The following is a 26,813-nucleotide window of genomic DNA, read 5'->3' on the forward strand; positions in this document are numbered from 1 at the left end:
GGAGCGAATTTGTTGCGGCTCAGCTGGCGATGTAGCGCTGCAGCTGGTCGAGTTCGATCTGCTGGTCCTCGATCACCGCCTTGACCAGGTCGCCGATCGACACCACGCCCAGCACTTCGCCGTTGTGCAGCACCGGCAGGTGGCGGATGCGGCGGTCGGTGACCATCTGCATGCAATGCTCGGCGGTGTCGCTCAGCGAGACGGTGAGCACCTGGCTGGTCATGATCGTGCGCACCGGCGTGTCGGCCGAAGAGCGCCCCTGCAGGACGATCTTGCGTGCGTAGTCGCGCTCGGAAAGGATGCCTACCAGGTGCCCGCCTTCGATCACCAGTACCGCACCGATGCGCTTCTCGGCCATCAGCCGGATCGCTTCGATCACCGGCGCGTCCGGTCCGATCGCGAAGATCTCAGGCGCTTTGGCTTCCAGCAGTTGTCGTACGGTGCGCATGGCCGTCTCCTTCCGCAAGCGGGGCTTGCCCCGAGGATACTCCTGCCGCCGGCTGCCAGGTGTCGACGAGATACAGCGGCCGCTGCTTGGACTCGTCGTAGAGGCGTCCCAGGTATTCACCGATCACGCCCAGGGCGATCAGCTGTACCCCGCCCAGGAACAGGATCACCGACATCATCGTCGGCCAGCCGGCCACCGGGTCGCCCCAGAACAGCGCCTTCAGGATGACCGCGGCGCCATAGACGAACGCGGTCAGCGCGGTGAGCAGGCCCAGGTAGGTGGCCAGTCGCAGCGGCGCGGTCGAGAAACTGGTGATGCCTTCCAGCGCCAGGTTCCACAGGCGCCAGAAGTTGAACTTGCTGTGCCCGGCCGCGCGCGGCGCGCGATGGTAGGGGATGGCGACACTGTTGAAGCCGACCCAGCCGAACAACCCTTTCATGAAACGGTGGCGCTCGCGCAATTGCCGCAGCGCTGACAGCGCCCGCGGCGACAGCAGGCGGAAATCGCCGGTGTCGGCGGGGATGGGCGTGCGCGACAGGCGGCCGATCACGCGATAGAAGGCGTGCGCGGTGCTGCGCTTGATCCAGCCTTCACCTTCGCGCTCCAGGCGCGTGCCGTGGACGTCGTCATAACCCTCGCGCCATTTGGCGACGAACTGCGGAATCAACTCCGGCGGATCCTGGCCGTCGGCATCGAGGATCAGCGCCCCACCCTCCTCGACGCGGTCGAGCCCGGCCGTCAGCGCCAGTTCCTTGCCGAAGTTGCGCGATAGCCGCAGCACGGCGACGCGGCGGTCGGCGGCGGCCAGCTGCAGCATCGCCCGCCAGGTGTCGTCGCTGCTGCCGTCGTCGACGTACAGCACCTGTGCTTCGAGATCGTGCAGCGGATCGAGCACCGCGGTGATGCGCGGATGCATCAGTGGCAGGTTGTCGGCCTCGTTGAAGGCGGCAATGACGATGGTCAGGCGTTCGCTCATGCGGCGAATAGTAGCCCGTCATTCCCGTATTGACCCGTCATTCCCGCGCAGGGACGTTTGCATTCCGAAGACAGTGCAGCCACTCGCCCAAGCGTCGTCTGCCGGGCCGGGGATTGCGGAGCAGCGGGACATGGATGTCCCGCGCCCCGCCTTCGGACAGGATGTCCGACGAAGGGGCGGAGCAATCCCCGGCCCGGCAGACGACGCCCCGCCGAAGACACCACCCCACAAACTAGTCCAGGCGCTTGAGATACTCGGGGCCGCCGATGTAGCGCATCTGCCGCTGGATCGCCTGCGAGCGTCGCTGCACATACGGCCCAGGCTTGGCCACGCTGTAGCGTCGCGGACTCGGCAGCACCGCCGCCATGCGCGCTGCCTCGGACGGCGCCAGCTGGCTGGCATCCTTGCGGAAATAGGTCCGCGCCGCCGCCTGCGCGCCGTATACGCCATCACCGAACTCGGCGATGTTGGCGTAGACCTCGATGATGCGGTGCTTGGGCCACAGCGCCTCGATCAGCAGCGTGTACCAGGCCTCGATGCCCTTGCGCACGTAGCTGCGTCCGCTCCACAGGAACAGGTTCTTTGCGGTCTGCTGGCTGATGGTGCTGCCGCCGCGGACCTTGCGGCCGCGCGCGTTGTTCTTGCGCGCCTTCTCTATCGCCTTCATGTCGAAACCGAAATGCTCGGCGAAGTTCTGGTCTTCCGAGGCCACCAGCGCGAGCGGCAGGCTGGGCGAGATCTCGTCCAGATCGCGCCAGTCGTAGGCAATGCGGAACGACCACTCGCCCTCGCCCCAGGCCTCCAACTGCCGCGACAGCATGAAGGCGCTGAAGGCCGGGTCGACAAAACGCAATGCCGCCACCTGCGCGACGCTGGCGACCAGCAGCAACAGCGGCAAGGCCAGCAACCACCGCAGCCAGCGACGGCGACGCCGGGCCGGAACGGCCACGGTTTGGGCGGCATTTCCGGCGGCCTCGTCGGTCCCGGTCATGCCTTGCACTGCGCGATCTCCATCCCCATCTTCTCTCGTCACCCTTCACACGGTCGCGTGCATTATCCGCCAATGCCACGCGCCGGCCGCACGAGCACGATGAGATGACCTCAGCCAGCAGCACGCAACCCAGCCCCGCCGGCGACGACCGAGACCAGCTGACCCGATTCCTGATCGAAGGCGCCGGTGTGCGCGGTGTACGCGTACACCTGCAGGACACCTGGAATCAGATTCGCGAGCGCGCCGAGTATCCCCTTGCCGCCGCCGAACTGCTCGGCGAGGCTGCCGCAGCCGCCGCCCTCTTCACCGGCCACGCCAAGGTCGATGGTCGTTTGTCGGTGCAACTGCGCGGCGACGGCGCACTGCGCACGCTGTTCGCCGAATGCACCGCTGCCGGCACACTGCGCGGTATCGCCCAGCTCGCCGACGACGGCGAAGTTTCACGGGACCTGACCCGGCTGGGCCCCGATGCGGTGCTGGCGATCACCATCGAGAACCCCTCCGCCGACGGCCGCGAACCCACCCGCTACCAGGGCCTGGTCGCCCTGGAGTCGGACTCCCTCGCGGGCGCCTTCGAGGGGTACTTCCGCCAGTCCGAGCAGTTGCCGACCCGGCTGCTGCTGGCAACCGACGAACGGCATGCCGCGGGACTGATGCTGCAGAAGCTTCCGGGGGATGATGGCGACGATGACGGCTGGGCACGCGCCTGCGCCCTCTTCGACACCCTCAGCCCGCGCGAGCTCCTGGAATGGAGCGCCGACGATCTCCTGACCCGGCTGTTCCACGAGGACGGGGTGCAGCTGCTGGGCCGCAAACCATTGCGGTTTGCCTGTTCATGTTCACGCGAGCGGGTCGAAGCGATGCTCGTGTCGCTGGGTCCCGATGAAGCCGAGGCAGCCGCGGACGCGGCCGGCGGCGAGGCGAAGATCCGTTGCGAGTTTTGCGGACACAGTTACCGTTTCGATAAACAGGAAATCGCTAGCTTGTTCTCCGTGGCAGCTGCTGAATTGGCGGCTCCGGAGCGGCTGCAGTAGCCCGTCTCAGTTTCATCTGAAATTGTTAAATAAACATAAACGGTCTATAGTCGCGGTCCTAAGGAGAGGGGAACTCCACCGGGTTTACCCGGTCGTAACCAGACCATGTACACGCGCCTGCTTCGACTGCCGATGACCTTGCTGCTCGCCCTGGGCGTGGCTGCGGGCGTTCATGCACAGGGCACGAGCAAGCGCGGGACCAGCGATACGACCTACCTCCCGGTCTGGAACCAGACCAGCGGCAAGCTCGAATACCTGCTGCAGCTCGAACCGGCCAGCACGCCGATCGCCGGCGCCCGCTGGCAGGTCGGCAGCAACACCCTGGGCGCCGCATTCGGGCTGGAAGCCGGCGACACGCTGGGACTGGTCTGCGACCGTCAGACCGGCCTCGCCGGCGCGATCGGCAACCTCGCCAACCACTGCATGCTCGCCACCCTCGACGACGATGGCGAGTACGTCGGCAGCCGCAATGCCACGGTGGGTGCCAGCCTCGCCCGCCCTGGCGGCAAGGTGGGCCTGGCGCTGGGCAGCGGCCGCGACGCGATGCCGGCGTGGCTGAGCCCGAACAACAAGGCCAGCAAGGTCGACCAGAACACCCTCACCGTCTACGGCCAGAAGAACATCGGCCGTGAAGCGACCGTGTCCATCGGCGGTACCTGGGCGCGGGCGCGACTGATCCCCGCCGGCGAAGTGCCGGCGCTTGCCGACCGCTGGAGCAGCAAGAGCGTCTCCATCGGTGCCGGCCTGGGCAATTTCAGCGCCAACATCGTCGGCCGCGTGGTCGACATCCCGGGCGAACCCGGTCAGTGGGAAGGGCTGGGCGTCGGCCTGACCTGGCGCACGCCGTGGAGCGGTCAGCTCACCGTCGGCGCCGAGAACGTCGTGACCCGCGGCAAGAACCCGTTCGCCCCCGGCAACGACGAGAAGGACGAAGGCACCGTGCCCTACGTCCGTTACGAGCAGGACCTGTGACCTGACTCCGGTCGGTCGGCCTCGCCGACCGCCACTCCCAGAGCCCATTCATCCGGCCAATCGCCTTCACGGCGCGGCCACGGGCAATTTTGCTTCCAAATCAATGCGCTGCCGTATCGGCGGGGGGCATTTCCGGTCATTTTCACGAAACACCAACATTTGACGTTAACAACACTTTAATTACTCCAAGGACCCGGCTAGTATCGGTCCGCCTTTGCCGATTTAGGCCACAAGATTTGCGCCAACCGGCTGGCTCCCGCAAAACCAAGATAGCTTGGAGAGAGAGAGATGACCTTTAAGACCACCCAGCTCCGGGACGCGATTTCCTTCGCGATCGCCGTAGGCACTACCGGCTTCATCGGTATGGGCGCTGCCGTCGCGCAGGAAACGCCCGCCCCCGATCAGGCCACCACCCTCGATCGCATCGAAGTCACCGGTTCGCGCATCCCGAAGGCACAGGTCGAGACTGCACAGCCGATCATCAGCATCACCCGCGATCAGATCGAGAAGCAGGGCTTCGCATCCGTCGCCGACATCCTGCAGAACCTCACCTCGGCCGGTTCGCCTGCCATCAGCCGCGCTGATGCCTTGGCCTCCGGCGAAGACGTCGGTGGTTACTTCATCGACCTGCGCAACCTCGGTGCACAGCGCACCCTGATCCTGGTCAACGGCAAGCGCCTCGGCGTTTCCACCTCGGGCCTGCAGGACCTTGGCCAGATCCCGGTCTCGGCCATCGAGCGCATCGAAGTGCTGAAGGACGGCGCCTCGTCGATCTACGGCTCCGACGCGATCGCCGGCGTGGTCAACGTCATCACCCGTCGCAGCTTCGACGGTGCCGAGGCCAACGCATACCTGGGTACCTACGACCAGGGCGACGGCACCAGGCAGTCGTACGACTTCACGCTGGGCGCCACGAACGATCGCGGCAGCATCACCCTCAGCGCCGAGTACACGAAGGAAGATCCGGTCTTCGCCAAGGACCGCGAATTCAGCGCGGCCGGCAACTCCGGTCCGGAGTATCCGTTCTCTGGCTGGAGCGCCATCAGCCACAACGGCGTGTGGCTGGGCAACGTCGACGCCGACGGCAACTTCACCGATCCGTCGTGCTCCAGCGGCCTGTGCACCCTGACCAAGGGCACCGATCCGCGTAACCCGGCCAACTACCACAACATGTCGCTGGCCGAGCGCGCCAACCCGAACCAGGAGATGATGCTGGCCACGGGCCTGGAGCGTCACTCGGTCTTCGTCAGCGGCACGCTGGACATCACCGACGCCGTCGCTTTCCGCGCCGACATCGGCTACACCAAGCGCATCACCGACCAGCAGATCGCCGGCTATCCGTTCAACTACGGCTTTGGCCTGGTGTCCGCCGACAGCTTCTTCAACCCGGCACCGGAAGCGGGCGACGCCTACTTCTTCCGCCGTCTGTGGGAAGTGCCGCGCACCACCCGTAGCGAACTCGACACGTTCCGCGTCGCCATGGGCTTCGACGGCTACCTGAACTTCGGCGAGAAGCAGTGGGACTGGGAAGTGGGCTTCCTGTCCAACCGCAACAACAACAACAAGTACGGCCACGGCGACGCCAGCGTGCTGGCTGCGCAGAATGCGATGGGCCCGTCGTTCCTCAACCCGACCACCGGTCGCGTCGAGTGCGGTACGGCTGCCAACCCGACCCCGTACGGCACCAACTTCGGCGCCGGGCAGTGCATCCCGTTCAACCCGTTCCTGCCGTTCGGTGAACCGGGTCAGGGCTCGCTGGCGGATCCGGACCTGCAGACCTACCTGTTCCCCGAGTACCACGATGCCGGTCGCACCGAGACCACGATCTACAACGCCAGCATCGCCGGTTCCCTCGCCACGCTGCCTGCCGGCGACCTCGGCCTGGCCGTGGGCGTCGAGCACCGCCGCGAAGAGGGCCGCTTCGTGCCGGACGCCTTCAACCAGGCTGGCCTGAACACCGGCCTGCCGGCGACCACCACCGCCGGTGCCTACGATCTGGACGAGGTGTACTTCGAGCTGGAAATTCCGGTGCTGGCCGACATGGCCTTCGCCAAGGAACTGGCGTTCAACATCTCCAGCCGCTACTCCGACTACTCGAACTTCGGTGACACCACCAACAGCAAGTTCTCCCTGCGTTGGCGCCCGATCGACGAGTTGCTGGTCCGTGCGACCTACGCCGAGGGCTTCCGCGCTCCGTCCATCTCCGACCTGTTCGGCGGCATCGGCGGCAGCTTCGAGTCCTACACCGACCCGTGCGCAACCGGTCAGCCTGGCGCAGGCGGCACTGCCTGTACCGCCGCAGGCGTGCCGGCCAGCTACGTCCAGCTGGGCCAGGCCAACCAGCCTTGCACCACGCTGCCGTGCCAGACCAACTTCCAGTTCCTGAGCGGTTCCAACCCGGATCTGCTGCCGGAAACGGCGACCTCCAAGACGGCCGGTATCGTGTGGAGCCCGCGCTGGGTGGAAGGCCTGGACCTGAACCTGGACTGGTACGACGTCAAGATCGAGGACACCATCGCCCAGGACTCGGTCGATGCAATCCTGCGTGACTGCTACGTCAGCAACATCGCGTCGCGTTGCGATGGCGTCGTCCGCAATCCGACCTCGCACGTCATCACCGACCTGTTCTTCGGCCTGACCAACCTGGGTGCCATCCGCACCGAGGGCTACGACTTCGGCGTGAATTACAGGCTGCCGGAGTTCTCGGCGGGCAAGTTCACCATCAACTGGCAGACGACCTACACCAGCGAGTTCGACCAGCTGGTGGACAACGATCCGGCCACCAAGTGGGTCGGCCAGGTCGGTACGCCGGGCTTCTTCCGCGTCCGTTCCAACATGGGCGTGGCTTGGGAGAAGGGTGACTACGCGGTCACCTACATGGCCCGTTACTACTCGGGCATGAAGGAAGACTGCGCCTCGGCACCGCGTCCTTGCGACGATCCGGATCATGTCGACGTGTACGGTGATCCGGAACCGCTGAACCACACCGGCTCCAACACCTTCCACGACCTGCAGTTCTCCGTGAACCTGCCGTGGAATGCCACTGCCGCTCTGGGTGCGAACAACATCACCGACCATGTCGGCCCGATCATGTTCACCGCCCCGAACAGCAGCTTCCCGTACTACGGTGGCTTCGACATCGGTCGCTTCTGGTACCTGAAGTACCAGCAGCGCTTCTGATAGAGCGCCACGCTTGTTGTTCTTGCCACGGCCCCGAAAGGGGCCGTGGTTTTTTCCGGGGCAAGCTTTCGCGGAAGAGATGGCGACGCAGTCGCCGCGAAACGGTCCGCCACGGCGGCACGCCGCGGCCCGCTCTGCACTGTGATTACGCCCAGGATCAATCGACGGCTTGGTCGCCGGTCAATCGCTGCTCTAGTCGACGCGGACGCCGCCGTCTTCCAGCAAGCGTCTGAGCCCGGACAACTGCGGCTCGTAACGCTGCCACCGCGCCAAAGACGAACGATTCAGCGCCGAGCGCACCTGCACCGCACTTGCCGTAGGCACCGGCGCGGCATTGTCCTGGAAGGACAGGCAGGCATCGTCCCAGGGCAGCCCGCAGAATTCGAGCAGCGTGCGGGTAACGGCCTCCTGCGAATCGACCAGATGCTCGTAGTCGATTTCCAGTATCCGGCCCGGAAACAGCTCCTGCCATCGCCGCATCAGGCGATCGAAGCGCAGGTAGTAGCGACCCGTGTCGAGCAGGTCGAACGAGTAGCCGTGAAAAGCGGAGTCCGGCGCGAACAGCTGCCTGAAATTGCTCAGGCATGTGTCCATCGGGTGTCGCCGCAGGCAGATCAGCTTCGCGTTCGGCAACGCGCAGGCGATGAATCCGGCGAAGAGGAAGTTGTGCGGCAGTTTGTCGACGAAGCGGGCGACATGGCCGGTGATCGGCCGCGTGCTGTCGATGTAGGCACGCCCCAGGTCGGCCCAACGCTGGAATCCGGGGTCCAGATTGCCGACGGATTCGATCAGGGTCCGCGCCGGCCGGCCGCTGGCACGCTGCAACGCCGCGACGAAATGCCCCAGCTCGCCCGCCGACTCGACGTCGCGATGCGACGACAGGATCCGGTCGACCAAGGTCGTGCCCGATCGCGGCATGCCCATCACGAAAATGGGTTCCTGGCTGTCGCAGCCGGCCGACGCGGGCATCTTCTCGAAATAGCGCTCGATCGAGTCGAAGAGCGCCGCATCGCGGGCCGATGATCCGCCTACCCGGTCGCGCCAGACCGCTTTTCCCTGCACATAGTGGTCGAAGGCGCGCGCCGGGTCGTCCAGATCCTCGGCTTCCTTGGCCAGCGCCAGGTGGAGATGCAACCTGGCCTCGGGATCGTCGGCATGCTGCAGGAGCAGCTCGCCGATGCGTGCGGTGTGGTTGCGCTCCGGCGTCTGCCTGCGCAGTTGCGACAGGGCCAGATGCGCGCGCCAGTAGCCAGGATCGATCGCGATGCAGGCCTCGTACTCGCGTTCCGCGCCATCGATGTCGCCGTGGTACATGAACGATGTGGCCAGATTGAAGCGATAGTTGGCGCGCCCGGGCGCCTGTTCGACCGCGCGCCGGAATGCTTCTGCCGCCTGCCCATGCGCATTGGCCTTGCTGAAGACGACGCCGAGCGTGTCGTACGTCGTGGCGTCGACCACCGGCAGTGCCATCGTGGCCTCCGCCACGGCGACGGCCGCCGTCATTTCGTGTGCCATGGCCAGGCCGCGCGCGCATTGCGCCGCGTAGTCGGCGCGCGCGGGATCGCATTGCATGGCCCGGCGCAGGTGATTGTTGGCAATCGCGATCGCGTGCAACTGCAACGCCGCCACGCCAGCGACGAAATGCACACCACCGTGCGAGGGAAGGTGGACTGCCGCCTGGGATGCCATGCGGTATGCCTGCGGCCAGTCGCCGCGGTCGTACGCGTCGAGCGCGCGCGCATACAGCTGCCTGGGATCAGCGTTCACGCCGTGCCCGCATCAAGCGCGCGCAGCAGCGGCTCCAGTGCCTTCGAATACGGTTTCCACGCCTCGCCGCGGTTGGTCAGGATGCCCTGCCGTGCCTGCCCGGCGCTGGCGGTGGCGGTGTGTCCACCGGGCCTGGACAGATCCAGCACTTCGGGCACGTACGCGAGCCCGCAATGGTCGAGGATACGTCGGGCTTCCCGCTCCGGATCCTTCACCAGGTTGGCGTAATCGACATCCAGCACCCGTCCTGGCGCCGCATCGTGCCAATGCCGCATCAGGTCGGCGTAGTTGAGGTAATAGTCGGCCAGGTCGTCCTGGTTGCAGGCATAGGGCGCGGCGCCGCGGAATATCGTGCGCAGGTTCGAGAAGCAGGTCTCGACCGGATTGCGCCGCAGATGGACGATCCTTGCCTCGGGCAAGGCCTGGGCGATGAAGCCGATGTTGAGGAAATTGGAGGGCAGCTTCTCCGTCAACCATCGGCGTCCGCCGCCAGCCCAATTGGCATAGGCAAGCATTCGCTGGCGGACGACGTCGATGTCCGCGCCTGGCGCCCTCGCCACGATGGTGGCGTCGATGACATCCAGGCTTCCGTGATCGGTGGCTTCACGCATGGCGGCGCTGAGCTGGTACGTCTCGCCACCATCGGTGACATCAGGGTGCCCCGCCAGTATCCGTTCGATCAGGGTCGTCCCCGAGCGAAACATCCCCACGATGAAGATCAATCCGGACTGACCCTCGGGATGGCTTCGCGGCTCCGGAAGCGCGAGCGTCAGCTGCTTGAGGGCCTTGAAGACGGCGTGGTGGTCTTCGCGTCGGTACGGCGTCATGCTGCGCGCGATCGCCATGCCCTGCTGCAGGGCGCTCCACGCCTCGGAATGACGGCCGACGGCATCCAGCTGACGATGCAGCGCGTAGTAGAGATAGGCCTGCGCTTCCGAGCCCGGCCTCACCCTCGGCAGCGCGCGCAGCATCATGTTGATGCGCGCCGCGGCCATGTCCTGGTTCGACTGCATCGCCACGAGCCAATGCGCATTGGCCATCGCCGGTTGAATCGACAGCGCGCGATCCAGCGCCCGCAGCGACGACTGCCTGTGACCGAGAAACATCGCGAACAGCCCGCGCAGATAGTGCGCATCCGCATGGTCCGGCTGGAACTGGATCAATCGATCGAGGATCCGCGAGGCCAGGTCGTACTGACCGATCGAGCCCAGGTGCAAAGCCAGCTCGGCCAGTATCGCCGGCACCCGGATGGCGCCCCAGTCGCTGCCGGACACGAGCGCCAGCAATGCGGCGGGTTCTTCGAAGCGGCGCAGCAGGCGCACACCTTCAAGCAGGGATTGCGCATCGTCGATCGGCGTCAGCAACGTTTCCAGCGCCAGATTGCGCGATTGCCGGTAATGGCCCTGGGCCAGTCGCGCGTGGCAGGCCAGTATCGACACCTGGGCTGCCGCGGGCCCGGTCCTGCGCAGGCGCTCGATCAACTCCTCGACGCGCCCCCAGTCTCCGCGGGCAGCGCCTGCGCGTGCCAGATCGTAGAGCGCCTGCGACTCCGCGGAAAGCCTGTCCGAACCAGTCATTCGGTCACGGTGACCCGACATGCGTGCGACCTGATGATCCGGCACCTCGCCGTGGCCCCAGAATAACCCGTCGCTGTCGACGCGACCATGAGGCTCCGCGTATCAGTCGAGCTGCAGCGTCGCGTCGCCCGAGAACGTTTCGACACTGATGTCGCCGTCGCCACTGCCATAGCGGTGCTCGAAGCTCGCGCCGGGGCCGTGCTTGGGACGGATGACCTGGGCGCCCGGTGCGGTCAGGTCGCCACTGAAACTCTCGCCGCGGACATTGGCAGACAGGTCGCGCGGCATCACCAGCTCGAGGTCGCCACTGACGGTGTCCATCGTGATCCGGCCATTTCTGGCCAACCCCGTCGAGACGCGGATGTCGCCGGACACCGACGAACCCGACAGTCGCTCCAGGCGGTTCTGCAGCACCGCGACATCGATCCGGCCGGAAACCGTTTCGACATCGACCTCGCCGTTCATGCGACCGCGCAGGGTGAGGTCGCCACTGACCGATTCGGCGCGCACGCGGTTGCTGTTGAGGGTCAGCATCAGGTCGCCGCTGACCGTGTCGACACTGGCTTCGGTCGGCGCGCCGGCGACGGTGACTTCACCGCTGACGCTGTCGATCGACAAGTCGCGCGACGCGATGCCTTCGACGGTGACGTCGGCCGAGACCACGTCGATGTCGAGGTCGGCGCGCACCGGCACCGTCAGGCGCAGGTCGGTCGGCTCGCTCTTGTCGCCGCCGCCGAACATGCCCATGCCGCTGCGATTGGGGTACTTCACGCGCACCGTCAGGTGTTCGCCGTCGCCCTCGATTTCCAGCTTTTCGACGCCCTGGCCGAGGCTGCCCTCGATCTTGACCTCGGGCCGGTCCCAGGTGCGCACATCGACGCGACCCTTGACGTTCTCGATCTCCACCGTTCCTCGCGGATCCAGCGGCCGGGTCTCATTGATCGGGGTGGCTGCCAGGGCGGAGTTCGCCGCCAGCACCGCCAGGCCGAATGCGAGACATTGGAGTTTGGCGCGGGTCATGGAGTTTCTCCGGAAAGATCAGGGCAGGACACGTTGTACAAGGACAGGTTCAAGTTCATCGGTTCTTTGCTGCGGTACGAATCAGGCATAGACCAGGCGCTGTGCAAGTGCCAGTCGGCGTGCATAGGTGCGGCGCAGCTGCTCGAGCAGCAGGCGCGAATCGGGGTTGCGTGCCAGCGCCTGCAGGATCAGGCCGGCGTTGCGGTCGAGGTCTTCGAAAACCGGCTGAAGTTCCATCGGCGCCTGGCCGGCGTCGACTTCACGCAGGGCCGCCTGGTACTGCAGGGTCATGCCTTCGGCTTCGCGCTGGACCAGCGTGGCCCTGGCCGGCGTGACGACCGGCGCGTTGCCGCCGCCCTCGCTCCGCCACAGCCCGACCATGCCGACCGCCAGTGCCAGCGTGGCCGCCATCGATACCGGGGCCAGCCAGCGCGGGCGCGCCCTGGTCACCGGTCGCTGCGCCTGCAGGCGCGCGGCTATGCCGGGCCACAGGTCGTTGCCGGGCTCCGCGTCGCGACGCATCGCGCGCAGCTGCCAGCGCAGGGCCTCGGGCAGCTCGTTTTCGGAGCCGCGGGTGTTGGGGTTGTCGTTGATGTTCATGCGTGTCCTCCCAGCCGCTCGCGCAACAAGCCACGCGCGCGGTGCAATTGCGCCTTCGAACTGCCGACCGCCATGCCCAGTTCGGCGGCGATCTCTTCGTGCTTCCAGCCTTCCACGTCGTACAGCACGAGGACGGCACGGGCCCTTGGCGGAAGTGTTGCCACCGCGCGCTCCAGGTCCATCGTCAGCGCGGTCGTGTGACCGGCCGAGTCGGTGCTGCCGAGCAGGTCGAAGACCTCCTCGTCGGAATCGCCATCGTCCTGCGGCCGGCTGCGGCGACTGCGCATCTCCATCAAGGCGGTGTTGACGGCCAGGCGATGCAGCCAGGTCGAGAACGCCGACTCGAAGCGGAACGCCGGCAATGCCTGCCAGGCCCGCACGAATGCTTCCTGCGTCAGGTCCTCGGCCCGCGCCCCCTGGTGTCCGACCAGGCGGGCGATGACGCCGTGGACGCGACCGGCATGGCGCCGATACAGGGACTCGAAGGCCCGCACTTCGCCACGCGCGGCCGCGGCCACCAGGCCACGTTCGTCGGCGCCGTCGTCACTGGCGGCAGGGGCATCGGTCAGAATTTCGGTCACGACGGTCAGCATGGTCCTTGTGATGCGCCGACATGGCCGCGGGTTTAACCACCGTGGTCGCCGGGACTCAGGGAGCGGGTTGCCGCTCCGGCGGGGATCGCGCCCACCCGGGCCAGACCGTCCAGCCAGGGTTGCAGATGCGCCCGGCAGGGGTTTCCATGCAGGCCCAGGCGGACGCGCGCCACGCCGGTGTGCAGCGCCCGTAAGCGGCGCGTCGATGCGCGTATCGATGAAACCGGAGCGCTCGATGACGGTGTGATCGAGCGTGACGAACGTCGGTCGAGGGCCGCCGGTGCCGACCCGACGGCGTGGCCGCCGACATCGGGCAGGCGCACGCCCCAAACCCGCTGCGGGCGGCCGTCGATCAGTTCACTACGAGCCGCGGACGCAGCGGGATTAATGCTCATGGCGTCCTCAGCCGGCCAGCTCTCAGCGGGAAAGATCCCGGGCGATGCGCTGCTGCTCGTCCTTCAGTGCCTGCGGCATGCGCGGGCCGTACTCGTCGAGGTACTCGCCGATGCCGGCGAACTCGGCCTGCCAACCGGCATGGTCGAAGCCGAACAGCTTGGCGCGTGCCTCCTCGCTCAGCGCGAGGCCGTCGAGGTTGAGATCGCCTTCGGCCGGCAGATGCCCGATCGGCGTTTCGACCGAACCGGCCTCGCCCTTCACGCGCTGGATCATCCACTCCAGCACGCGCAGGTTGTCGCCGAAACCCGGCCACAGGAACTTGCCGTTGTCGCCCTTGCGGAACCAGTTGACGTGGAAGATCTTCGGCAGCTTCGCGCCGGCCTTGTCGAACGACAGCCAATGGCTGAAGTAGTCGGCAAAGTTGTAGCCGCAGAACGGCTTCATCGCCATCGGATCGCGGCGCATCACGCCGACCGCGCCGGTGGCGGCTGCGGTGGTTTCCGAGCCCATCGCGGCGCCGACCAGGACGCCGTGCGCCCAGTCGCGTGCTTCGAACACCAACGGCACCAGCGAGGCGCGGCGACCGCCGAAGACGATCGCGCTGATCGGCACGCCGGCCGGGTTCTCGGCCTGCTCCGAATAGCTCGGGCACTGCCTGGCCGACACGGTGAAGCGCGAGTTCGGGTGTGCAGCCGGGCCCTTGGCGGCGTCGTAGGCATTGCCGCGCCAGTCGGTAACCGGCGCCTGGCCGTTGTCGAGGCCTTCCCACCACGGCTGGTTGTCGGCGGTGACGCCGACGTTGGTGAAGATGGTGTCGTGCTGGATCGAAGCCAGCGCGTTCGGGTTGGACTTGTCGGAGGTGCCCGGGGCGACGCCGAAGAAACCCGATTCCGGGTTGATCGCGTACAGGCGGCCGTCGGCGCCGGGGCGCATCCAGCAGATGTCGTCGCCGACCGTCCACACCTTCCAGCCCTGGGCACGGTAGCCCTCCGGCGGAATCAGCATGGCCAGGTTGGTCTTGCCGCAGGCCGACGGAAATGCTGCCGCCACGTAATGGGTCTCGCCCTGCGGATTCTCCAGGCCGAGGATCAGCATGTGCTCGGCCAGCCAGCCTTCCGAACGGGCCTGGTGCGAGGCGATGCGCAGGGCGTGGCACTTCTTGCCCAGCAGCGCGTTGCCGCCGTAGCCGGAGCCGAACGACTTGATCGTCAGCTCTTCCGGGAAATGCATGATGAAGCGGCGCTCGGGATCGAGCTCGCCGATCGAATGCAGGCCGCGGACGAACTCGCCGCCCTGCTGGCCTTCGCGCTCGATGCGCGCCAGCGCCGGTGCGCCCATGCGGGTCATGATGCGCATGTTGGCGACCACGTACGGGCTGTCGGTGATCTCCACGCCGCAACGCGACAGCGGCGAATCGATCGGGCCCATGCAGTACGGGACCACGTACATCGTGCGGCCCTGCATGCAGCTTTCGAACAGCGCGTCCATCTGCTTGTGGCCGTCGGCCGGCGACATCCAGTGGTTGTTCGGGCCGGCGTCTTCCTGCTCGCTCGTGCACACGAAGGTCAGGTGCTCGACGCGGGCGACGTCTTCCGGGTGCGAGCGGTGCAGCCAGCTGTTCGGGTGGGTCCGTTCGTTGAGCTTGACCAGGGTGCCGTCGGCCTGCATCTGCTTGATCAGCGCGGCGCTCTCGGTATCGCTGCCGTCGCACCAGACGATCGCATCGGGCCGGGTCAGCGCGGCGACCTGGGCGACCCAGGCATTGAGTTCGGCCAGCTTGCTGCCTTCGCTCCCCGGCGCAATGGCAGGTTTCGAGACGTCGTGCTTGGAAACGTCATGGGAAATCGCATTCATTTGCAAACATCCTCCAGCGGGGAGCTGGTCTATCAAGAAGAAGGGATCAGCGTGGCCATCATGTGCTCGACATAGGCCTCGAATTCGTCGTGCTGCATGCGCGCCTGGTGCAGTTGCAGGTTCAGCTGCAGGAAGCCGACGTAGGCGGCGTAGAGCAGGCGGGCGCGATGCTGGGCATCGGTGCGGGCCAGGCCGGCCTGGCGGAACGATGCGGTGAGGTAGTCCAGGCGGCGCTCGGAGACGCGCCCGATCACCGGCTGCACGGCCGGGTGGTCGAGCGCCTTGAGCAGCTCGGAATAGATGACGTGCGACTTGAACTCGTGCGCGACCAGGGTGAACAGCGCGCGCAGGCGCTCACGCGGATCGGAAATGGGTTCGAGCTGGCCGAAGACGGTCTCCTGCTCGACCTTCTCCCAGCGCTCCAGCGCCGCCACCAGCAGGGCGTCGCGCGAGGGGAAGTGCCAGTAGAAGCTGCCCTTGGTCACGCCCAGCCGGCGCGCCAGCGGTTCGACCGCAACCGCGGCGACCCCCTGTTCGGCGATCAGGTCGAGCGCGGCCTGGGCCCAGTCGTCTGCGCTGAGGCGACCGGTACGTTCGGTTCCGGAGCCGTTACGGGCCTGTCCGGGGCGGTCTTGCTTGGGGTGCGCGGTCGAGCTCATAGGCGACAAGTTTAACCATACGGCACCGGCGGGAACAGTATGCATATGCAACGGAACGGGAACCCAGGGCGGATCAGGAAACACCGTAGTGCCCTCGGGGCCCTGAAACGGCCAGAACAAGCACGTTACGCTGGCTTCCCTCCCGGGATCGGCGTCGTCCAGCCCGCGCCGGGCCGGACCGGGGCCGCGCCGGGTTCGCGACTCCGCTTCCACTTCCTTGACAGCGACCGCCGAACCTTACCATACTCGGCCGTATGTTGAGCGTTTGATGCAGTTGCTTGAATGGCCCTTCCCCGGCGTCCGCGGGGCCGGCCCTTTCGCCACGGTCGCTTCGCCTCAACTCAATGGTTAGCCTGCCTTGTGCAGACTTCGTCATCGCCGCTGGAGCGTTGTCATGAGTATTGCGATTCCTTTCATTGCCTTCCTGCTGGTCGGCGCCATCGCCGCCTATCACCGGCTGCGCCTGCCGGTCTGGGCGGCGCTGACCGCGACGGCGCTGGTGGCCTGCTGGCTGCTGGGCGCCAACGGCGCGGCCACCCTGGTTGCCGCCTTCTTCACCGCGCTGATCGCGGTGCCGCTGCTGCTGCCGCAGTTCCGCCTGCCCTTCATCACCAAGCCGCTGCTGGGCTTCTACACCAAGATCCTGCCGCCGCTGTCGGAAACCGAGCGCGTCGCACTGGAAGCCGGCACGGTCGGTTTCGAGGGCGAGCTGTTCTCCGGCAAGCCGGACTGGAACGTGCTGTTGAACCAGGCCAAGCCGACCCTGAGCGCGGACGAGCAGGCCTTCCTCGACGGACCGACCGAAGAACTGTGCCGGATGATCAACGACTGGGAGATCACCCACGTCCATGCCGACCTGACCCCGCCGGTGTGGGAGTTCATCAAGAAGAACAAGTTCTTCGGCATGATCGTGCCCAAGGAGTACGGCGGCCTGGGCTTCTCGGCGCTGGGCAACCACAAGGTCATCCAGAAGCTGGCGTCGATCTCCTCGGTGGTCAGCTCCACCGTCGGCGTGCCCAACTCGCTCGGCCCGGCCGAACTGCTGCTGCACTACGGCACCCAGGAGCAGAAGGACTACTACCTGCCGCGCCTGGCCGATGGCCGCGAAGTGCCCTGCTTCGGCCTGACCGGTCCGTGGGCCGGCTCGGATGCGACCTCGATCCCGGACTACGGCATCGTCACCACCGGTGAGTGGAACGGCGCGCGCGTGGTCGGCGTCAAGCTGACCTTCGACAAGCGCTACATCACCCTGGCGCCGGTGGCGACGCTCATCGGCCTGGCCTTCCGCATGTACGACCCGGACGGCCTGATCGGCGACCAGAAGGACATCGGCATCACCTTGGCGCTGCTGCCGCGCGACACCGCCGGTGTCGAGATCGGCCGCCGCCACTTCCCGCTCAACTCGCCGTTCCAGAACGGGCCGATCCACGGCCGCGAAGTGTTCATCCCGCTGAGCCAGCTGATCGGCGGCGAAGCCTACGCCGGCAAGGGCTGGCAGATGCTGGTGGAGTGCCTGTCGATCGGCCGCTCGATCACCCTGCCCTCCACCGCCAGCGGCGGCGCCAAGATGGCCGCGGTGGTCACCGGTGCCTATGCGCGCATCCGCAAGCAGTTCGGCCTGTCGGTCGGCCGCTTCGAAGGTGTCGAGGAAGCGCTGGCGCGCATCGCCGGCAATGCCTACGCCGCCAGTGCGCTGGCCGAGGCGTCGGCCGCGGCGGTCGCGCGTGGCGAACTGCCGGCCGTGCCGTCGACGATCTCCAAGTACCACTGCACCGAGATGGGCCGCGAAGCCGCGCAGGACGCGATGGACATCCATGGCGGCAAGGGCATCATCCTCGGACCGAAGAACTACCTCGGCCGTGGCTGGCAGGCCTCGCCCATCGCGATCACGGTGGAGGGCGCCAACATCATGACGCGCTCCCTGATGATCTTCGGCCAGGGCGCGATCCTGTGCCATCCGTGGGTGCTCAAGGAAATGAAGGCGGCCACGCTGCCCGATCCGGACGAGCGCCTGCGCGAGTTCGACAAGAACCTGTTCGGCCACATCGGCTTCGCCATCTCCAATGCCGTGCGCAGTTGGTGGTACGGCCTGGTCAACGCCAGGTACGGCGCTGCCCCGGGCGATGCCTACACCCGTCGCTATTACCGCAAGCTCAACCGCTACTCGGCGGCGCTGGCGCTGATGGCCGACACCTCGATGCTGCTGCTCGGCGGCAAGCTCAAGTTCAAGGAATCGCTGTCGGGCCGCCTGGGCGACGTGCTCAGCCACCTCTACATCGTCAGCGCGATGCTCAAGCGCTACGAGGACCAGGGCCGTCCGGTGTCCGACCAGCCGCTGCTGGCGTGGTCGGTGCACAACAGCGTGCACAAGATCGAGATCGCCTTCTCGGCGGCGCTGCGCAACTTCCCGATCCGTCCGGTCGGCTGGCTGCTGTGGATGCTGGTGTTCCCGTGGGGCCGCCGCGCACAGGCGCCGAGCGATCGCCTCGGCCACAAGACCGCGTCCTTGCTGATGTCGCCGAACGAAGCGCGCGACCGCCTCGCCTCCGGCATCTTCATGACGCCGACGGAGAACAACCCGGCCGGCCGCATCAACAGCTACCTGCAGAAGGCGATCCTGGCCGAGCCGGTGGAGCGCAAGTTCCTCAAGGCGCTCAAGAACAGCGACATCGAGGCCCATGATTTCGCCTCGCAGCTGGACGAAGGCGTGCGCGAAGGCTGGATCACCGCCGACGAGCGTCGCCAGCTCGAAGAGCTGCGCGAGATGACCATCGACACCATCAGCGTCGATGACTTCGACAGCGAGGAGCTGCGCTCGGCCGGTTACCGCAACCTGCAGCACGACAGCCGCGCCGCCGCTTGAGGCGGTTGCAAATGAGAGACAACGGCGGGCATGTCCCGCCGTTGTCGTATCTGACACAAGGAGCCCGAATACCCGTGTCCGCGCCCATCCTCGCGCTGTACCGCCGCATCACCCGCTGGCCGGCCGGCCACTGGCTGTTCTCGCGCGCGGTCTGCTTCAAGGCGCCCTACTTCGCCACGATCGCGCCGCAATTCGTCGCGCTCGAGCCCGGTCGCTGCGAGGTACGTATCCGCGACCGCCGCCGTGTCCACAACCATATCGGCACCGTGCACGCGATCGCGCTGTGCAACCTGGCCGAGCTCAGCGCCGGCGTCATGACCGACGCGACGATCCCGGCCAGCATGCGCTGGATCCCCAAGGGCATGACCGTCGAGTACCTGAAGAAGGCGACAGGCACCATGCACGGCGTGGCCGCGCCGGACATCCCTGTGGTCGAGGCCGCAAGCGGCTATGAACTTCCGGTCAGCGTGACCGTCAGCGACGATGCCGGCGACGTGGTGTTTCGCGCACGCATCGCGATGTGGGTGTCGCCGAGGCGCGCGTCGGCATAGGTCATCCGAACTGATGGCGGACGCGGAATTGCGGCGTTCGTCTCGTAACGGCTCCTCGAAGCGCGCCCGCTACTCCTCGAAGCGACCCGTGGCATCACGGTCGCGCTCGTAGCGTCTCGTCAACGGAAACGGCGGCAACCAGGACTCGCGGCGCACGATCCAGCTTTCGTAGGTCGGCATCAGCTGGTCCGGGCCATCCAGCGACCCCAGGTTCACTTCGATCTCGTCCGCGCTGCGCCCGAAGACGGTCGAGCCGCAGCGGGGACAGAAATGACGCCCGGCGTAGTCGCGAGTCTCGCCCTCGATCGTCACCGCATCCTGGGGAAAAATCGCGGACGCGTGAAACAGGGCGCCGTGATGCTTGCGACAGTCGAGGCAGTGGCAAAGGCCAACCCGATATGGGCGTCCGGATGCCACGATCCTGACGTCACCGCAAAGACAACCGCCGGTGAACCGGTCCATGCGCGACCTCCTCCTCACTGCCCCGCAGGGGGCTGCCAGAGTTCGATCTTGTTGCCCTCCGGGTCCATGACCCAGCCGAACTTCCCGTATTCGGAATCGTCCGTCTTCTCCAGGACGTTGCATCCTTCGTCGCGAAGGGCCTGAAGCAGCGCGGCGAGGTCTTCGACGCGATAGTTGACCATGAAGGTCGACTGGCTCGGTGCGAAGTGCCCGCCATCGGCGGCGCCGATGGACCAGATGGTCGTCCCGCCCGTGGGATTTCCCGATGCATCCGCCCACGTGAATGCCGCGCCACCCCATTCCTGGACATCGATCCCCAGGTGCTGCTTGTACCAGGCACGCAATGCGACTGGATCCCTGGCGTTGAAGAAGATGCCGCCGATACCTGTAACCCGCTTCATCCGAACCTCCCAGCTGGCGAAAAGTGCACGAAACCCGTCAAACCAACGACACCGTCTTTCCTGTCCGCACCGACTCGTAGATGGCCTGCATGATTCGTACGTCGCGCAGGCCTTCCTCGCCGGGAACCTTCGTGGGCCTGCGTTCGAGGATGCAACGGGCGAAGTCGTCCATCTCGGCGGCGAACAGGTCGATCTCGGGGAAGCGGATCTCCTTGCCGTCGCTACGCCGCCCGTGGTTGCCGCCGTAGAAAAATGCCGGATCAAGCTCGAACCAGCCACGCTCGGCGTTGACGCGCAGGTTCTGGATGCGGCCGGCCTTGTAGCTGGTGCTGCAATACGCGACCACACCACTGGGGAGCTTCGTGGTCCAGACGATGCTCTCGTCGACCTCGGCGAACTTCACCGGGTCGGTCCTGGTCTCCAGCGCGGACACGGCCATCGGCTCCTCGCCCGTCAGATAGCGCGTGGCCTGCAATGCGTAGATGCCGACGTCCATCAGCGCGCCGTCGCCCGCCAGAGCGCGCTTGAGGCGCCATTGATCGGGCGCGCCGACGTCGATGGCGAAGCCGGCCTGGACGATGGTGGGCTTGCCGAACACTTCTTCGCGCACCAGCCGGATGCATTCCAGATGGTGCGGATCATACTGGCAGCGGTACGCGGTGCCGAGCAGGCGGCCGGCGTTGCGGCAGGCATCGATCATCTGCTGGCAGCGCTCGACCGATATTTCCAGCGGCTTCTCGCAGAACACGTGCTTGCCGGCCTGCGCGGCCTGGATCGTGTGCTGCGCATGCAGCGCGTTGGGCGTCACGACATAGACCAGGTCGATGTCGGCGTTGTCCGCCATCCGATCCATCGTGTCGTACGAATACACGTTGCCCGCGGGCATGCCGTACTTCGCCTTCCAGGCCTCGGCCTTGGCCGGGGTACCGGTGACGATGCCGGCGAGGCGGCAGTGGCTGGTCTTCATCAGCGCCGGTGCGATCTGGTCCGTACTTAGCTTGCCCAGGCCGCAGATGGCGACACCGAGCTTGCCCGACTCCTGCGCACGGGCACGGGTGGAACTGGTGCTGATGAAGGGCGCCGCCATCACGGCGGCAGTGGAAGCCAGGAACTGACGACGGGATACCTCGGGCATGACCGGTCCTCGAGCTGGGCAGGCGAAAGGTACCCTGCGCCGAGGCCTTGCCGCCAGCGGGCGCACGGACTGCCGCCTGCTCGACGACTGCTATCGGCTTCGGTTTCAACCGGTCCCCCGACGGTCCGCGCATTTCATGCAAAAGGACGGCCAACGCGGCCTTATCCCCCGGGGCGGCTCACCTGTCTTGCGCCCGTGGCCGGATAGGACGATGCCGTTGCGTTCGGCTGTATACGAGGCAGCCGGGGGCTGGCTCGCTTACAAGCGGTGCACTCCGGGTTGGCGCAACCAGCCCCACGCTATCTAACAGGAGAGAAACGATGACCAGGTGGGTGACACTGGGATGTACCGCGGCCGTGCTCTGCGGCCACGCAGCATTGCCACATGCGCAGACCGTGACGACGACGCCGGCACCGGTGGCCGGTACCGCCACCCAGGGCGATCGCCTGGTGCTGGCGGATAACGAGTCGTTCCTGATGCCGCTGGACGACATGAAGAATGCACATCCGAGCTACCCGCCAAACCTGCTCGGCCTGCACCTGCCCCCGCGCACGGTGTGCCTGAGGGTGGGCATCGACGAGAAGGGCGCTGTGACCGTTGTTGCCAAAGCGTCGGCCTCTGAGTTCTGTGCCACCAGTGCGGAACCCGAGTTCCTGGCCGCGTCGGAAACGGCGGCCAAGACCTGGAAATTCGACCCTGCACTGCGCTGTGTGTTCCGTAACGCGAAAGACAAGGAACGGGCCGTGGCCAGCTGCGACGGCGGCAAAGGCATTCCGCAGCCAGTAACCTTGGTTTATCGATTTCGGTTCGAACAGGTCGACGGAAAGCCCAAGGTGCATGTGATCGGCGGATAAAGTGCTTCGTGGCGAGGGCCAGACCTGCCCAACGATTGCACCGCCCAACACAATCGACGAGCCGACAGGACGGGCACTACCTGACCGGCCCCTCTGCTTGAATGAATGGTGAGGTGCCATCCGGAAAATAGCGGAAATGACCGGAAATCTGATAAGTGAAAAGAATGTCGTCCTCTGCAGTGCCAGCACCGATGTTGTGAATGATCAGCGGCCTGTCGCTTCGGTGCACGACGCGATCCGAGACGATTCCGATATGCGGAAGTCCGCCAGCGAGGCGCCACGTCACCAGATCCCCGGGGAGGTAGTCGGACGCCTGGGAACTGATCGGCAGTGATGCGCCCTCACGACTCAGGAACGTCTCGATGTTTGGCACCCGTCGATGGTCGATATTCCTGTCCGTTGACTTGTTTCTCCAGAGCTTTGGATAGGCGGAAAAACTCTTGCTCATGTCTTCGTGGATCAGCTGCTGGAAGTCGATCCCAATGTGTCTGTACGCGCGTATGACAACGTCGGTGCAAACGCCCCGATCATTTGGGACATCTCCGCCTGGATAGGCGATGCTGTAGTAGCTCGGATCGTAATACTCACCCAAGTCGATTCTTTCCCGACTGGTCCGGATGATTGTCCTTGCGCCTGGCGGAAGACTGCGTGCCCCGCCTGAACTGAGCGCTGACTTTCGTTCCGGGGTATCGATCTGCGTGGCGGGCTGCTTCTGTTGGCATGCCGATACAGCCAGGGCCATGCAAACGATAAAGGTGCAAGCTGCCATATGGTTGTGCATGGCACCCAAGTGGTAGACGGACCTGCAGGTCCGGTCATGTTCCTGAGCTACGACTGTCATCCAAGTCCCCAGAATTGAGCAGCCCCAGCGTCGCGGCCTGCGCTCCACTTGCATCCCAGCCTATTCGGCCCCCGCCGAGCGACTGCCAGATGACGGACAGTCACCTCACCGAGAATTCAGCCTCGGCAGAATAGCCGTCTTCCGCAGTCATCCTTACGCGATACCTGCCTTCTGCCTGCGTGGAGTCGAAGAGGAAGATGTAGTCGTTTCGCGCCGGAACCAGAGCGCGACTCTCCTCCCCGACGAGGACGAAGCCATCGCCCTCCTCCCTCTCCCAACTGGCCACCAGTGTCATCGGCCTTGGAGGCTGGAACTTCACTTCCGCAAAGACCGGGCCGCCTGCCGAGAACTTCCGCCTCCCTGGAGCGGCAGCGAGCGTCAAAAGGATCGCGGAGCAGTAGTCCGCCTTCTTGCCCGATACGAAATCGACTGGGATGCGAACCCGCGATGGCACGGGGACGCCACGCTCCGTCGATGGAGAGAACCGCCACTGCCTCGCGGCCACCATGGCAGCCGTATCAAACAACCGGTTTCCGCTGCTCTTTTCCACCAGGGGGTCGACTACTACGCCCGCTGTGTTCACGAGCAGGACGAGGGTCGTCGTCGCTGCGAGTCCCGAACAGATGAGTTCGCGTGGATAGGTGGGCTTGGGCTCCTGCGAGACGATCTGTGCGTTGCGCACGTCGCGTGGCATCGGCGGCGGTGGAAGCGGTGGTGGAAGTGCCGAGGCAGTCGCGCAGGTGAGGCAGGTGGTCAAGAGCAAGGATAGGCGCTTCACAAGTCTCCCCGGACTAGCGTGTGAGTAGCGGCGACCGTCCCCGTGGTCGCGAACGGAACGTGTCACAGCCACCGGTCCATCCGCCTGGCCGCTGACTGGGATGCTGCGGAGAAGGCGCGCAACCGCGCACGCAGCAGGACACTCCTGCCGTAGTCGTTGCGGGTGTAGTGCAGCTCGGCCCCCGATACGTGTCGCTGCCAGGCCTTGAGGAACGCCTGCGCGCGTTCGGCGCGGGAACCGAGCACTGCGGGAACGGCGTGATAGTCAAGCTCGCGGCCGACCCTGCGGGAGAGCCTGCGAGTGATGATGTAGCGCGGATGCTCGATCGGCGCCAGGACCTCTCCGACGCAGTCGGCGAACAGCGCCCGTTCCGCCAGGCTGCCACTGCGCAGGGCGACGTAGACACCGCCGTCGAAACGCTCGCCAACGAGAATCTGCGCATGCCTGAGGCTCGCGGGGAGCAGTGCGCAGTCGCAGAGCGCATCGCGAACGGCCAGGCTGATTCCCCGGACCGCACCGTCGACCGGGAGGTACCTTAGGTACAGCCGCATCACCCGCCACAAGCGTGGACCGGTAGCGACGAACGCAAGCGCGGTGGCGATCAGCAGCACCGGCACGAGCGCCGCCAGGCTGCTGGAGCGCGCTCCGAGGAACTGCAACGCGGAAACGAATGCGCCCAGCGCGATCCATACGAGCTGCAACAACAGTGCGGCCAGCGTCCCGCGGAAGTCGAGCGGATTGAAGCGCGGCGGCTTGGGTACATCGACGCTGGGCGAGACCTGGCCGACCTGACCGAGATCCGCGGCGTCCTGCCAACGGCGGGCGATGTCGGAAATCGCGACCAGCCTCGACGCCATGTCCTTGTTCTCGCAGGCCTCGTCGATCGGCGTCCGCAACGTGCCATCGCTCATGAAGCCCGGCCGAAGACGCGACAGGCCACCCTCGATCACCGGGCGATCATGGGCCAGCCCGACGAAGGTTTCGAAACGCGTACGCATGTCCTCCAGGTCGCGCAGGTCCCAGTACTCGTCGGCGACGGAGGCGAAAGCGGCGAGGTGCCAGATGGAGGCGACCTTGTCCGGCTGCCCACGATCGGTGCGGATGGCACGGCCGCGCATCTGGTTCGTGGTCATGAACGATCCGATCGCACTGGCAAGGATCAACGAGTTCACCGGTGGCGCGTCCCAGCCCTCGCCAAGCAGTGCCCGGGTCCCGACCAGCACCTGCACCTGACCGTCGACCAGCATCCGGGTGAACGAGCGAGTCAGGCGCCGGTCGCCGAGCGAGCGCACTTCGACATAGTCGGCCAGCGCGGGCACGTCCAGGACCTGCAGTTGTGGCGTCTCCGACAGCGCCCTGAATGCATCCAGCAGATCGCGATGGACGATGCTCAAGCGACCCGTGTGCAGTGCGATGGCGCCGTGCCGGCACTGACTGGCGCTACCGGCGAGACGGAAGAACACCGGCCACGCTCCCAGCGACAGCGCACCCTGCACCGGCTGGGCGTATTCCTCGTCGCGGATGTAGTCGGTCAGGATGACCTGGCGCAGGTCCTCGCCGCGGACCCTTGACTCCAGCAGATGGATATCGACGCAGGCATCGGCCTTGGCGGCGTCCATGGACAATCGCGGCCAGCGCCGCCCGGCACCGGCCAAGGCCAGTTCGCGTTTCCACAGCAACTCGTCGGCGCGGAGGCGACGCCCGAGACGCTGGCGGCGCTCTGCGGTTTCGGCGCCGGCGGGCCAGCCAGCGCCGAACAGGTACAGGTTCAGCAGCCGCTCCCATTCGCGCTCGTCCATGCGCGGCAGGTCCGCCACTTCCAGGTCTGCTGCCCGCATCAGCGCACCTGGCGGACGACCGGCATGGTTCAGGAACGCACACAGGGCCATCGCTTCGCGTGGCAACTCGACGAGCTCGGGACTGTGCGCTTCCGGCGCCGTTACCCAAGCATGCCCGCGGCAGTCGTCGAGGAAACCCGCATCGATCAACAGCTCGTTGAGCAGGCTCACCACACGTGCCCGGTGCTGCCTGAGCCGAGCGGCATCTCCCCCCTCGCAGCGCACCAGCCAGAGGTAATCCTGATGGGGGCACAGCGTGCCCGCCTTCACCAGTTCGGGGACCGAAATCTCCTCGTCGATCGGCCCGCACAGCTCGACGTAGCGGCCCCACTCCTGACCTGCCACGTCGTACGGTGGCGTGGCCGTCAGAGACACCAGGGTCACATCGCCCAGGCATTGAATGAGGGTCCGCAATGCCGCCCACCATTCCGCGCGCAGGTGATGCGCCTCGTCCAGGATCAGCACCCGGATGCCAGCCGCCTTCAGTCGTGCTGCGACTTCGCCGATCTCCTCCCGGCTCGGGCCGTCACCCTCGGTGTCCGACTCGAGCTCCTCGGCCTCGGCGCCCTCCAGATCCTGCGACTGCGTGCGCGTGCGGCTATGCAGCGCCTGATAGGTGAGCGAATTGAAAAACCCCGGAGCGTCGACGTCGCGACTTTGCCATGGCTGGGCAAACGGATCTTCGCCCTCCGGAAGGAAATCGCGCAGGCGCTCGATCCACTGGTCGCGAATGGTGCGCGTCGGCGAGAGCACCAGCGCCGGCAAGCCCAACCGACGGAATACCTCCAGGCCAAGCACGGTTTTTCCCGAACCCGGTGCGGCCACGATATGGAGGCGACCGTCGGTCAGATGACCGTCGAGCACTTTCAGAACGCGCGCCTGATAGTCGCGCCACGGCCAGCGGAAGCGCAGCGCGGATGCTACGGACATTGGAACGGACCCCGGATTCCCCTCTATCCACTTTGCCAGAGCGAAGGCCTCTTGCGCATCCGTCCGCGGCATCCATCCAGCCCGCCTCCTCCG

At 66.1% G+C, this 26,813-nt stretch carries 22 protein-coding genes; 6 read left to right on the forward strand and 16 right to left on the reverse strand.

All coding sequences use genetic code 11. The features are described 5' to 3' along the window. Window positions 1-19: 19 nt before the first annotated feature. The 3 genes from AC3A3X_RS08850 to mtgA form a co-directional block, all read right to left on the reverse strand. Window positions 20-448: a CBS domain-containing protein gene (locus AC3A3X_RS08850; RefSeq protein ID WP_200604237.1), complete on the reverse strand. Its 429-nt coding sequence runs from the start codon at window positions 446-448 to the stop codon at window positions 20-22. Next, window positions 408-1,424 (reverse strand): glycosyltransferase family 2 protein, encoded by a 1,017-nt coding sequence (locus tag AC3A3X_RS08855; protein ID WP_487582658.1) that lies wholly within the window; start codon window positions 1,422-1,424, stop codon window positions 408-410. The genes AC3A3X_RS08850 and AC3A3X_RS08855 overlap by 41 nt, the downstream gene beginning before the upstream one ends. Before the next feature lie 232 nt (window positions 1,425-1,656). Next, window positions 1,657-2,415, reverse strand: coding sequence for a monofunctional biosynthetic peptidoglycan transglycosylase (mtgA, locus tag AC3A3X_RS08860; protein WP_487582659.1), 759 nt, complete (start codon window positions 2,413-2,415; stop codon window positions 1,657-1,659). A gap of 104 nt (window positions 2,416-2,519) precedes the next feature. Here mtgA and hslO point away from each other — a divergent pair, with 104 nt between their 5' ends. The 3 genes from hslO (at window position 2,520) to AC3A3X_RS08875 (ending at window position 7,601) form a co-directional block, all read left to right on the forward strand. Beyond that, window positions 2,520-3,449 carry an Hsp33 family molecular chaperone HslO gene (hslO, locus tag AC3A3X_RS08865; protein WP_487582660.1) on the forward strand — a complete coding sequence of 310 codons (930 nt, stop codon included), beginning with the start codon at window positions 2,520-2,522 and terminating at the stop codon, window positions 3,447-3,449. Window positions 3,450-3,554: 105 nt separating this feature from the next. Beyond that, complete coding sequence (locus AC3A3X_RS08870; protein WP_487582661.1) at window positions 3,555-4,421, forward strand: XOO1806 family protein; 867 nt, start codon at window positions 3,555-3,557, stop codon at window positions 4,419-4,421. A gap of 363 nt (window positions 4,422-4,784) precedes the next feature. Beyond that, entirely contained in the window at window positions 4,785-7,601 is a 2,817-nt protein-coding gene (locus AC3A3X_RS08875; RefSeq protein WP_487582717.1) for a TonB-dependent receptor plug domain-containing protein, read from the forward strand. 192 nt (window positions 7,602-7,793) lie between these two features. Here AC3A3X_RS08875 and AC3A3X_RS08880 read toward each other — a convergent pair whose 3' ends face one another. From AC3A3X_RS08880 to AC3A3X_RS08910, 7 genes are all read right to left on the reverse strand, one after another. Then, a complete protein-coding gene (locus AC3A3X_RS08880; protein WP_487582662.1) occupies window positions 7,794-9,368 on the reverse strand; it encodes a sulfotransferase family protein in 1,575 nt (524 codons plus the stop codon). Beyond that, entirely contained in the window at window positions 9,365-10,945 is a 1,581-nt protein-coding gene (locus AC3A3X_RS08885; RefSeq protein ID WP_487582663.1) for a tetratricopeptide repeat-containing sulfotransferase family protein, read from the reverse strand. The genes AC3A3X_RS08880 and AC3A3X_RS08885 overlap by 4 nt, the downstream gene beginning before the upstream one ends. A gap of 102 nt (window positions 10,946-11,047) precedes the next feature. Next, the gene (locus tag AC3A3X_RS08890; protein ID WP_487582664.1) at window positions 11,048-11,965 is read right to left on the reverse strand and encodes a DUF4097 family beta strand repeat-containing protein; all 918 of its coding nucleotides are present in this window, start codon (window positions 11,963-11,965) and stop codon (window positions 11,048-11,050) included. Between the two features lie 81 nt (window positions 11,966-12,046). Further along, entirely contained in the window at window positions 12,047-12,565 is a 519-nt protein-coding gene (locus tag AC3A3X_RS08895) for a hypothetical protein (protein WP_487582665.1), read from the reverse strand. Next, window positions 12,562-13,137, reverse strand: a complete 576-nt coding sequence (locus AC3A3X_RS08900; RefSeq protein WP_487582718.1) for an RNA polymerase sigma factor — start codon at window positions 13,135-13,137, stop codon at window positions 12,562-12,564. Before AC3A3X_RS08900 ends, AC3A3X_RS08895 begins: the two co-directional genes overlap by 4 nt. A gap of 438 nt (window positions 13,138-13,575) precedes the next feature. Further along, window positions 13,576-15,408: a phosphoenolpyruvate carboxykinase (GTP) gene (locus tag AC3A3X_RS08905; protein ID WP_487582666.1), complete on the reverse strand. Its 1,833-nt coding sequence runs from the start codon at window positions 15,406-15,408 to the stop codon at window positions 13,576-13,578. A 32-nt stretch (window positions 15,409-15,440) separates the two neighbouring features. Then, on the reverse strand, window positions 15,441-16,067 hold the full coding sequence (locus AC3A3X_RS08910; RefSeq protein ID WP_487582667.1) for a TetR/AcrR family transcriptional regulator: 627 nt from the start codon (window positions 16,065-16,067) through the stop codon (window positions 15,441-15,443). 394 nt (window positions 16,068-16,461) lie between these two features. Here AC3A3X_RS08910 and AC3A3X_RS08915 point away from each other — a divergent pair, with 394 nt between their 5' ends. Together AC3A3X_RS08915 and AC3A3X_RS08920 are read left to right on the forward strand one after the other, a co-directional pair. After that, window positions 16,462-18,930, forward strand: a complete 2,469-nt coding sequence (locus AC3A3X_RS08915; protein ID WP_487582668.1) for an acyl-CoA dehydrogenase — start codon at window positions 16,462-16,464, stop codon at window positions 18,928-18,930. A 74-nt stretch (window positions 18,931-19,004) separates the two neighbouring features. Next, window positions 19,005-19,481, forward strand: a complete 477-nt coding sequence (locus AC3A3X_RS08920; protein ID WP_487582669.1) for a hotdog fold domain-containing protein — start codon at window positions 19,005-19,007, stop codon at window positions 19,479-19,481. Window positions 19,482-19,550: 69 nt separating this feature from the next. Here the strand turns inward: AC3A3X_RS08920 and AC3A3X_RS08925 are convergent, their stop codons facing one another. The 3 genes from AC3A3X_RS08925 to AC3A3X_RS08935 are packed head-to-tail and all read right to left on the reverse strand — an operon-like array spanning window position 19,551 to window position 21,479. After that, window positions 19,551-19,943 (reverse strand): GFA family protein, encoded by a 393-nt coding sequence (locus AC3A3X_RS08925; RefSeq protein ID WP_487582670.1) that lies wholly within the window; start codon window positions 19,941-19,943, stop codon window positions 19,551-19,553. A 14-nt stretch (window positions 19,944-19,957) separates the two neighbouring features. Continuing rightward, window positions 19,958-20,344, reverse strand: coding sequence for a VOC family protein (locus AC3A3X_RS08930; protein WP_487582671.1), 387 nt, complete (start codon window positions 20,342-20,344; stop codon window positions 19,958-19,960). A gap of 37 nt (window positions 20,345-20,381) precedes the next feature. Continuing rightward, on the reverse strand, window positions 20,382-21,479 hold the full coding sequence (locus AC3A3X_RS08935) for a Gfo/Idh/MocA family protein (protein WP_487582672.1): 1,098 nt from the start codon (window positions 21,477-21,479) through the stop codon (window positions 20,382-20,384). A gap of 320 nt (window positions 21,480-21,799) precedes the next feature. Between AC3A3X_RS08935 and AC3A3X_RS08940 the strand changes: the two genes are divergently transcribed. Continuing rightward, window positions 21,800-22,333, forward strand: a complete 534-nt coding sequence (locus AC3A3X_RS08940) for a hypothetical protein (RefSeq protein WP_487582673.1) — start codon at window positions 21,800-21,802, stop codon at window positions 22,331-22,333. 76 nt (window positions 22,334-22,409) lie between these two features. On the opposite strand, the gene AC3A3X_RS08945 is transcribed toward AC3A3X_RS08940, so the two are convergent. From AC3A3X_RS08945 to AC3A3X_RS08955, 3 genes are all read right to left on the reverse strand, one after another. Next, a complete protein-coding gene (locus AC3A3X_RS08945; RefSeq protein WP_487582674.1) occupies window positions 22,410-23,075 on the reverse strand; it encodes a DUF1287 domain-containing protein in 666 nt (221 codons plus the stop codon). 199 nt (window positions 23,076-23,274) lie between these two features. After that, complete coding sequence (locus AC3A3X_RS08950; RefSeq protein ID WP_487582675.1) at window positions 23,275-23,868, reverse strand: energy transducer TonB; 594 nt, start codon at window positions 23,866-23,868, stop codon at window positions 23,275-23,277. 146 nt (window positions 23,869-24,014) lie between these two features. Further along, a complete protein-coding gene (locus AC3A3X_RS08955) occupies window positions 24,015-26,720 on the reverse strand; it encodes a DEAD/DEAH box helicase family protein (protein ID WP_487582676.1) in 2,706 nt (901 codons plus the stop codon). Between the last annotated feature and the right edge of the window lie 93 nt (window positions 26,721-26,813).

This window comes from Lysobacter sp. Soil_N_23 (assembly GCF_057656135.1).

What these genes read in the sequence shown, in the direction of transcription:
- AC3A3X_RS08915 (WP_487582668.1), top strand. Translation starts at nt 16,462, where the DNA reads ATGAGTATTGCGATTCCTTTCATTGCCTTCCTGCTGGTCGGCGCCATC.
- AC3A3X_RS08950 (WP_487582675.1), bottom strand. Translation starts at nt 23,868, where the DNA reads ATGCCACGCGACGTGCGCAACGCACAGATCGTCTCGCAGGAGCCCAAG.
- AC3A3X_RS08955 (WP_487582676.1), bottom strand. Translation starts at nt 26,720, where the DNA reads ATGTCCGTAGCATCCGCGCTGCGCTTCCGCTGGCCGTGGCGCGACTAT.
- AC3A3X_RS08855 (WP_487582658.1), bottom strand. Translation starts at nt 1,424, where the DNA reads ATGAGCGAACGCCTGACCATCGTCATTGCCGCCTTCAACGAGGCCGAC.
- AC3A3X_RS08895 (WP_487582665.1), bottom strand. Translation starts at nt 12,565, where the DNA reads ATGAACATCAACGACAACCCCAACACCCGCGGCTCCGAAAACGAGCTG.
- AC3A3X_RS08885 (WP_487582663.1), bottom strand. Translation starts at nt 10,945, where the DNA reads ATGACTGGTTCGGACAGGCTTTCCGCGGAGTCGCAGGCGCTCTACGAT.
- AC3A3X_RS08905 (WP_487582666.1), bottom strand. Translation starts at nt 15,408, where the DNA reads ATGAATGCGATTTCCCATGACGTTTCCAAGCACGACGTCTCGAAACCT.
- AC3A3X_RS08935 (WP_487582672.1), bottom strand. Translation starts at nt 21,479, where the DNA reads ATGCCCGAGGTATCCCGTCGTCAGTTCCTGGCTTCCACTGCCGCCGTG.
- mtgA (WP_487582659.1), bottom strand. Translation starts at nt 2,415, where the DNA reads ATGACCGGGACCGACGAGGCCGCCGGAAATGCCGCCCAAACCGTGGCC.
- hslO (WP_487582660.1), top strand. Translation starts at nt 2,520, where the DNA reads ATGACCTCAGCCAGCAGCACGCAACCCAGCCCCGCCGGCGACGACCGA.
- AC3A3X_RS08940 (WP_487582673.1), top strand. Translation starts at nt 21,800, where the DNA reads ATGACCAGGTGGGTGACACTGGGATGTACCGCGGCCGTGCTCTGCGGC.
- AC3A3X_RS08875 (WP_487582717.1), top strand. Translation starts at nt 4,785, where the DNA reads ATGGGCGCTGCCGTCGCGCAGGAAACGCCCGCCCCCGATCAGGCCACC.
- AC3A3X_RS08930 (WP_487582671.1), bottom strand. Translation starts at nt 20,344, where the DNA reads ATGAAGCGGGTTACAGGTATCGGCGGCATCTTCTTCAACGCCAGGGAT.
- AC3A3X_RS08870 (WP_487582661.1), top strand. Translation starts at nt 3,555, where the DNA reads ATGTACACGCGCCTGCTTCGACTGCCGATGACCTTGCTGCTCGCCCTG.
- AC3A3X_RS08945 (WP_487582674.1), bottom strand. Translation starts at nt 23,075, where the DNA reads ATGGCCCTGGCTGTATCGGCATGCCAACAGAAGCAGCCCGCCACGCAG.
- AC3A3X_RS08850 (WP_200604237.1), bottom strand. Translation starts at nt 448, where the DNA reads ATGCGCACCGTACGACAACTGCTGGAAGCCAAAGCGCCTGAGATCTTC.
- AC3A3X_RS08890 (WP_487582664.1), bottom strand. Translation starts at nt 11,965, where the DNA reads ATGACCCGCGCCAAACTCCAATGTCTCGCATTCGGCCTGGCGGTGCTG.
- AC3A3X_RS08910 (WP_487582667.1), bottom strand. Translation starts at nt 16,067, where the DNA reads ATGAGCTCGACCGCGCACCCCAAGCAAGACCGCCCCGGACAGGCCCGT.
- AC3A3X_RS08925 (WP_487582670.1), bottom strand. Translation starts at nt 19,943, where the DNA reads ATGGACCGGTTCACCGGCGGTTGTCTTTGCGGTGACGTCAGGATCGTG.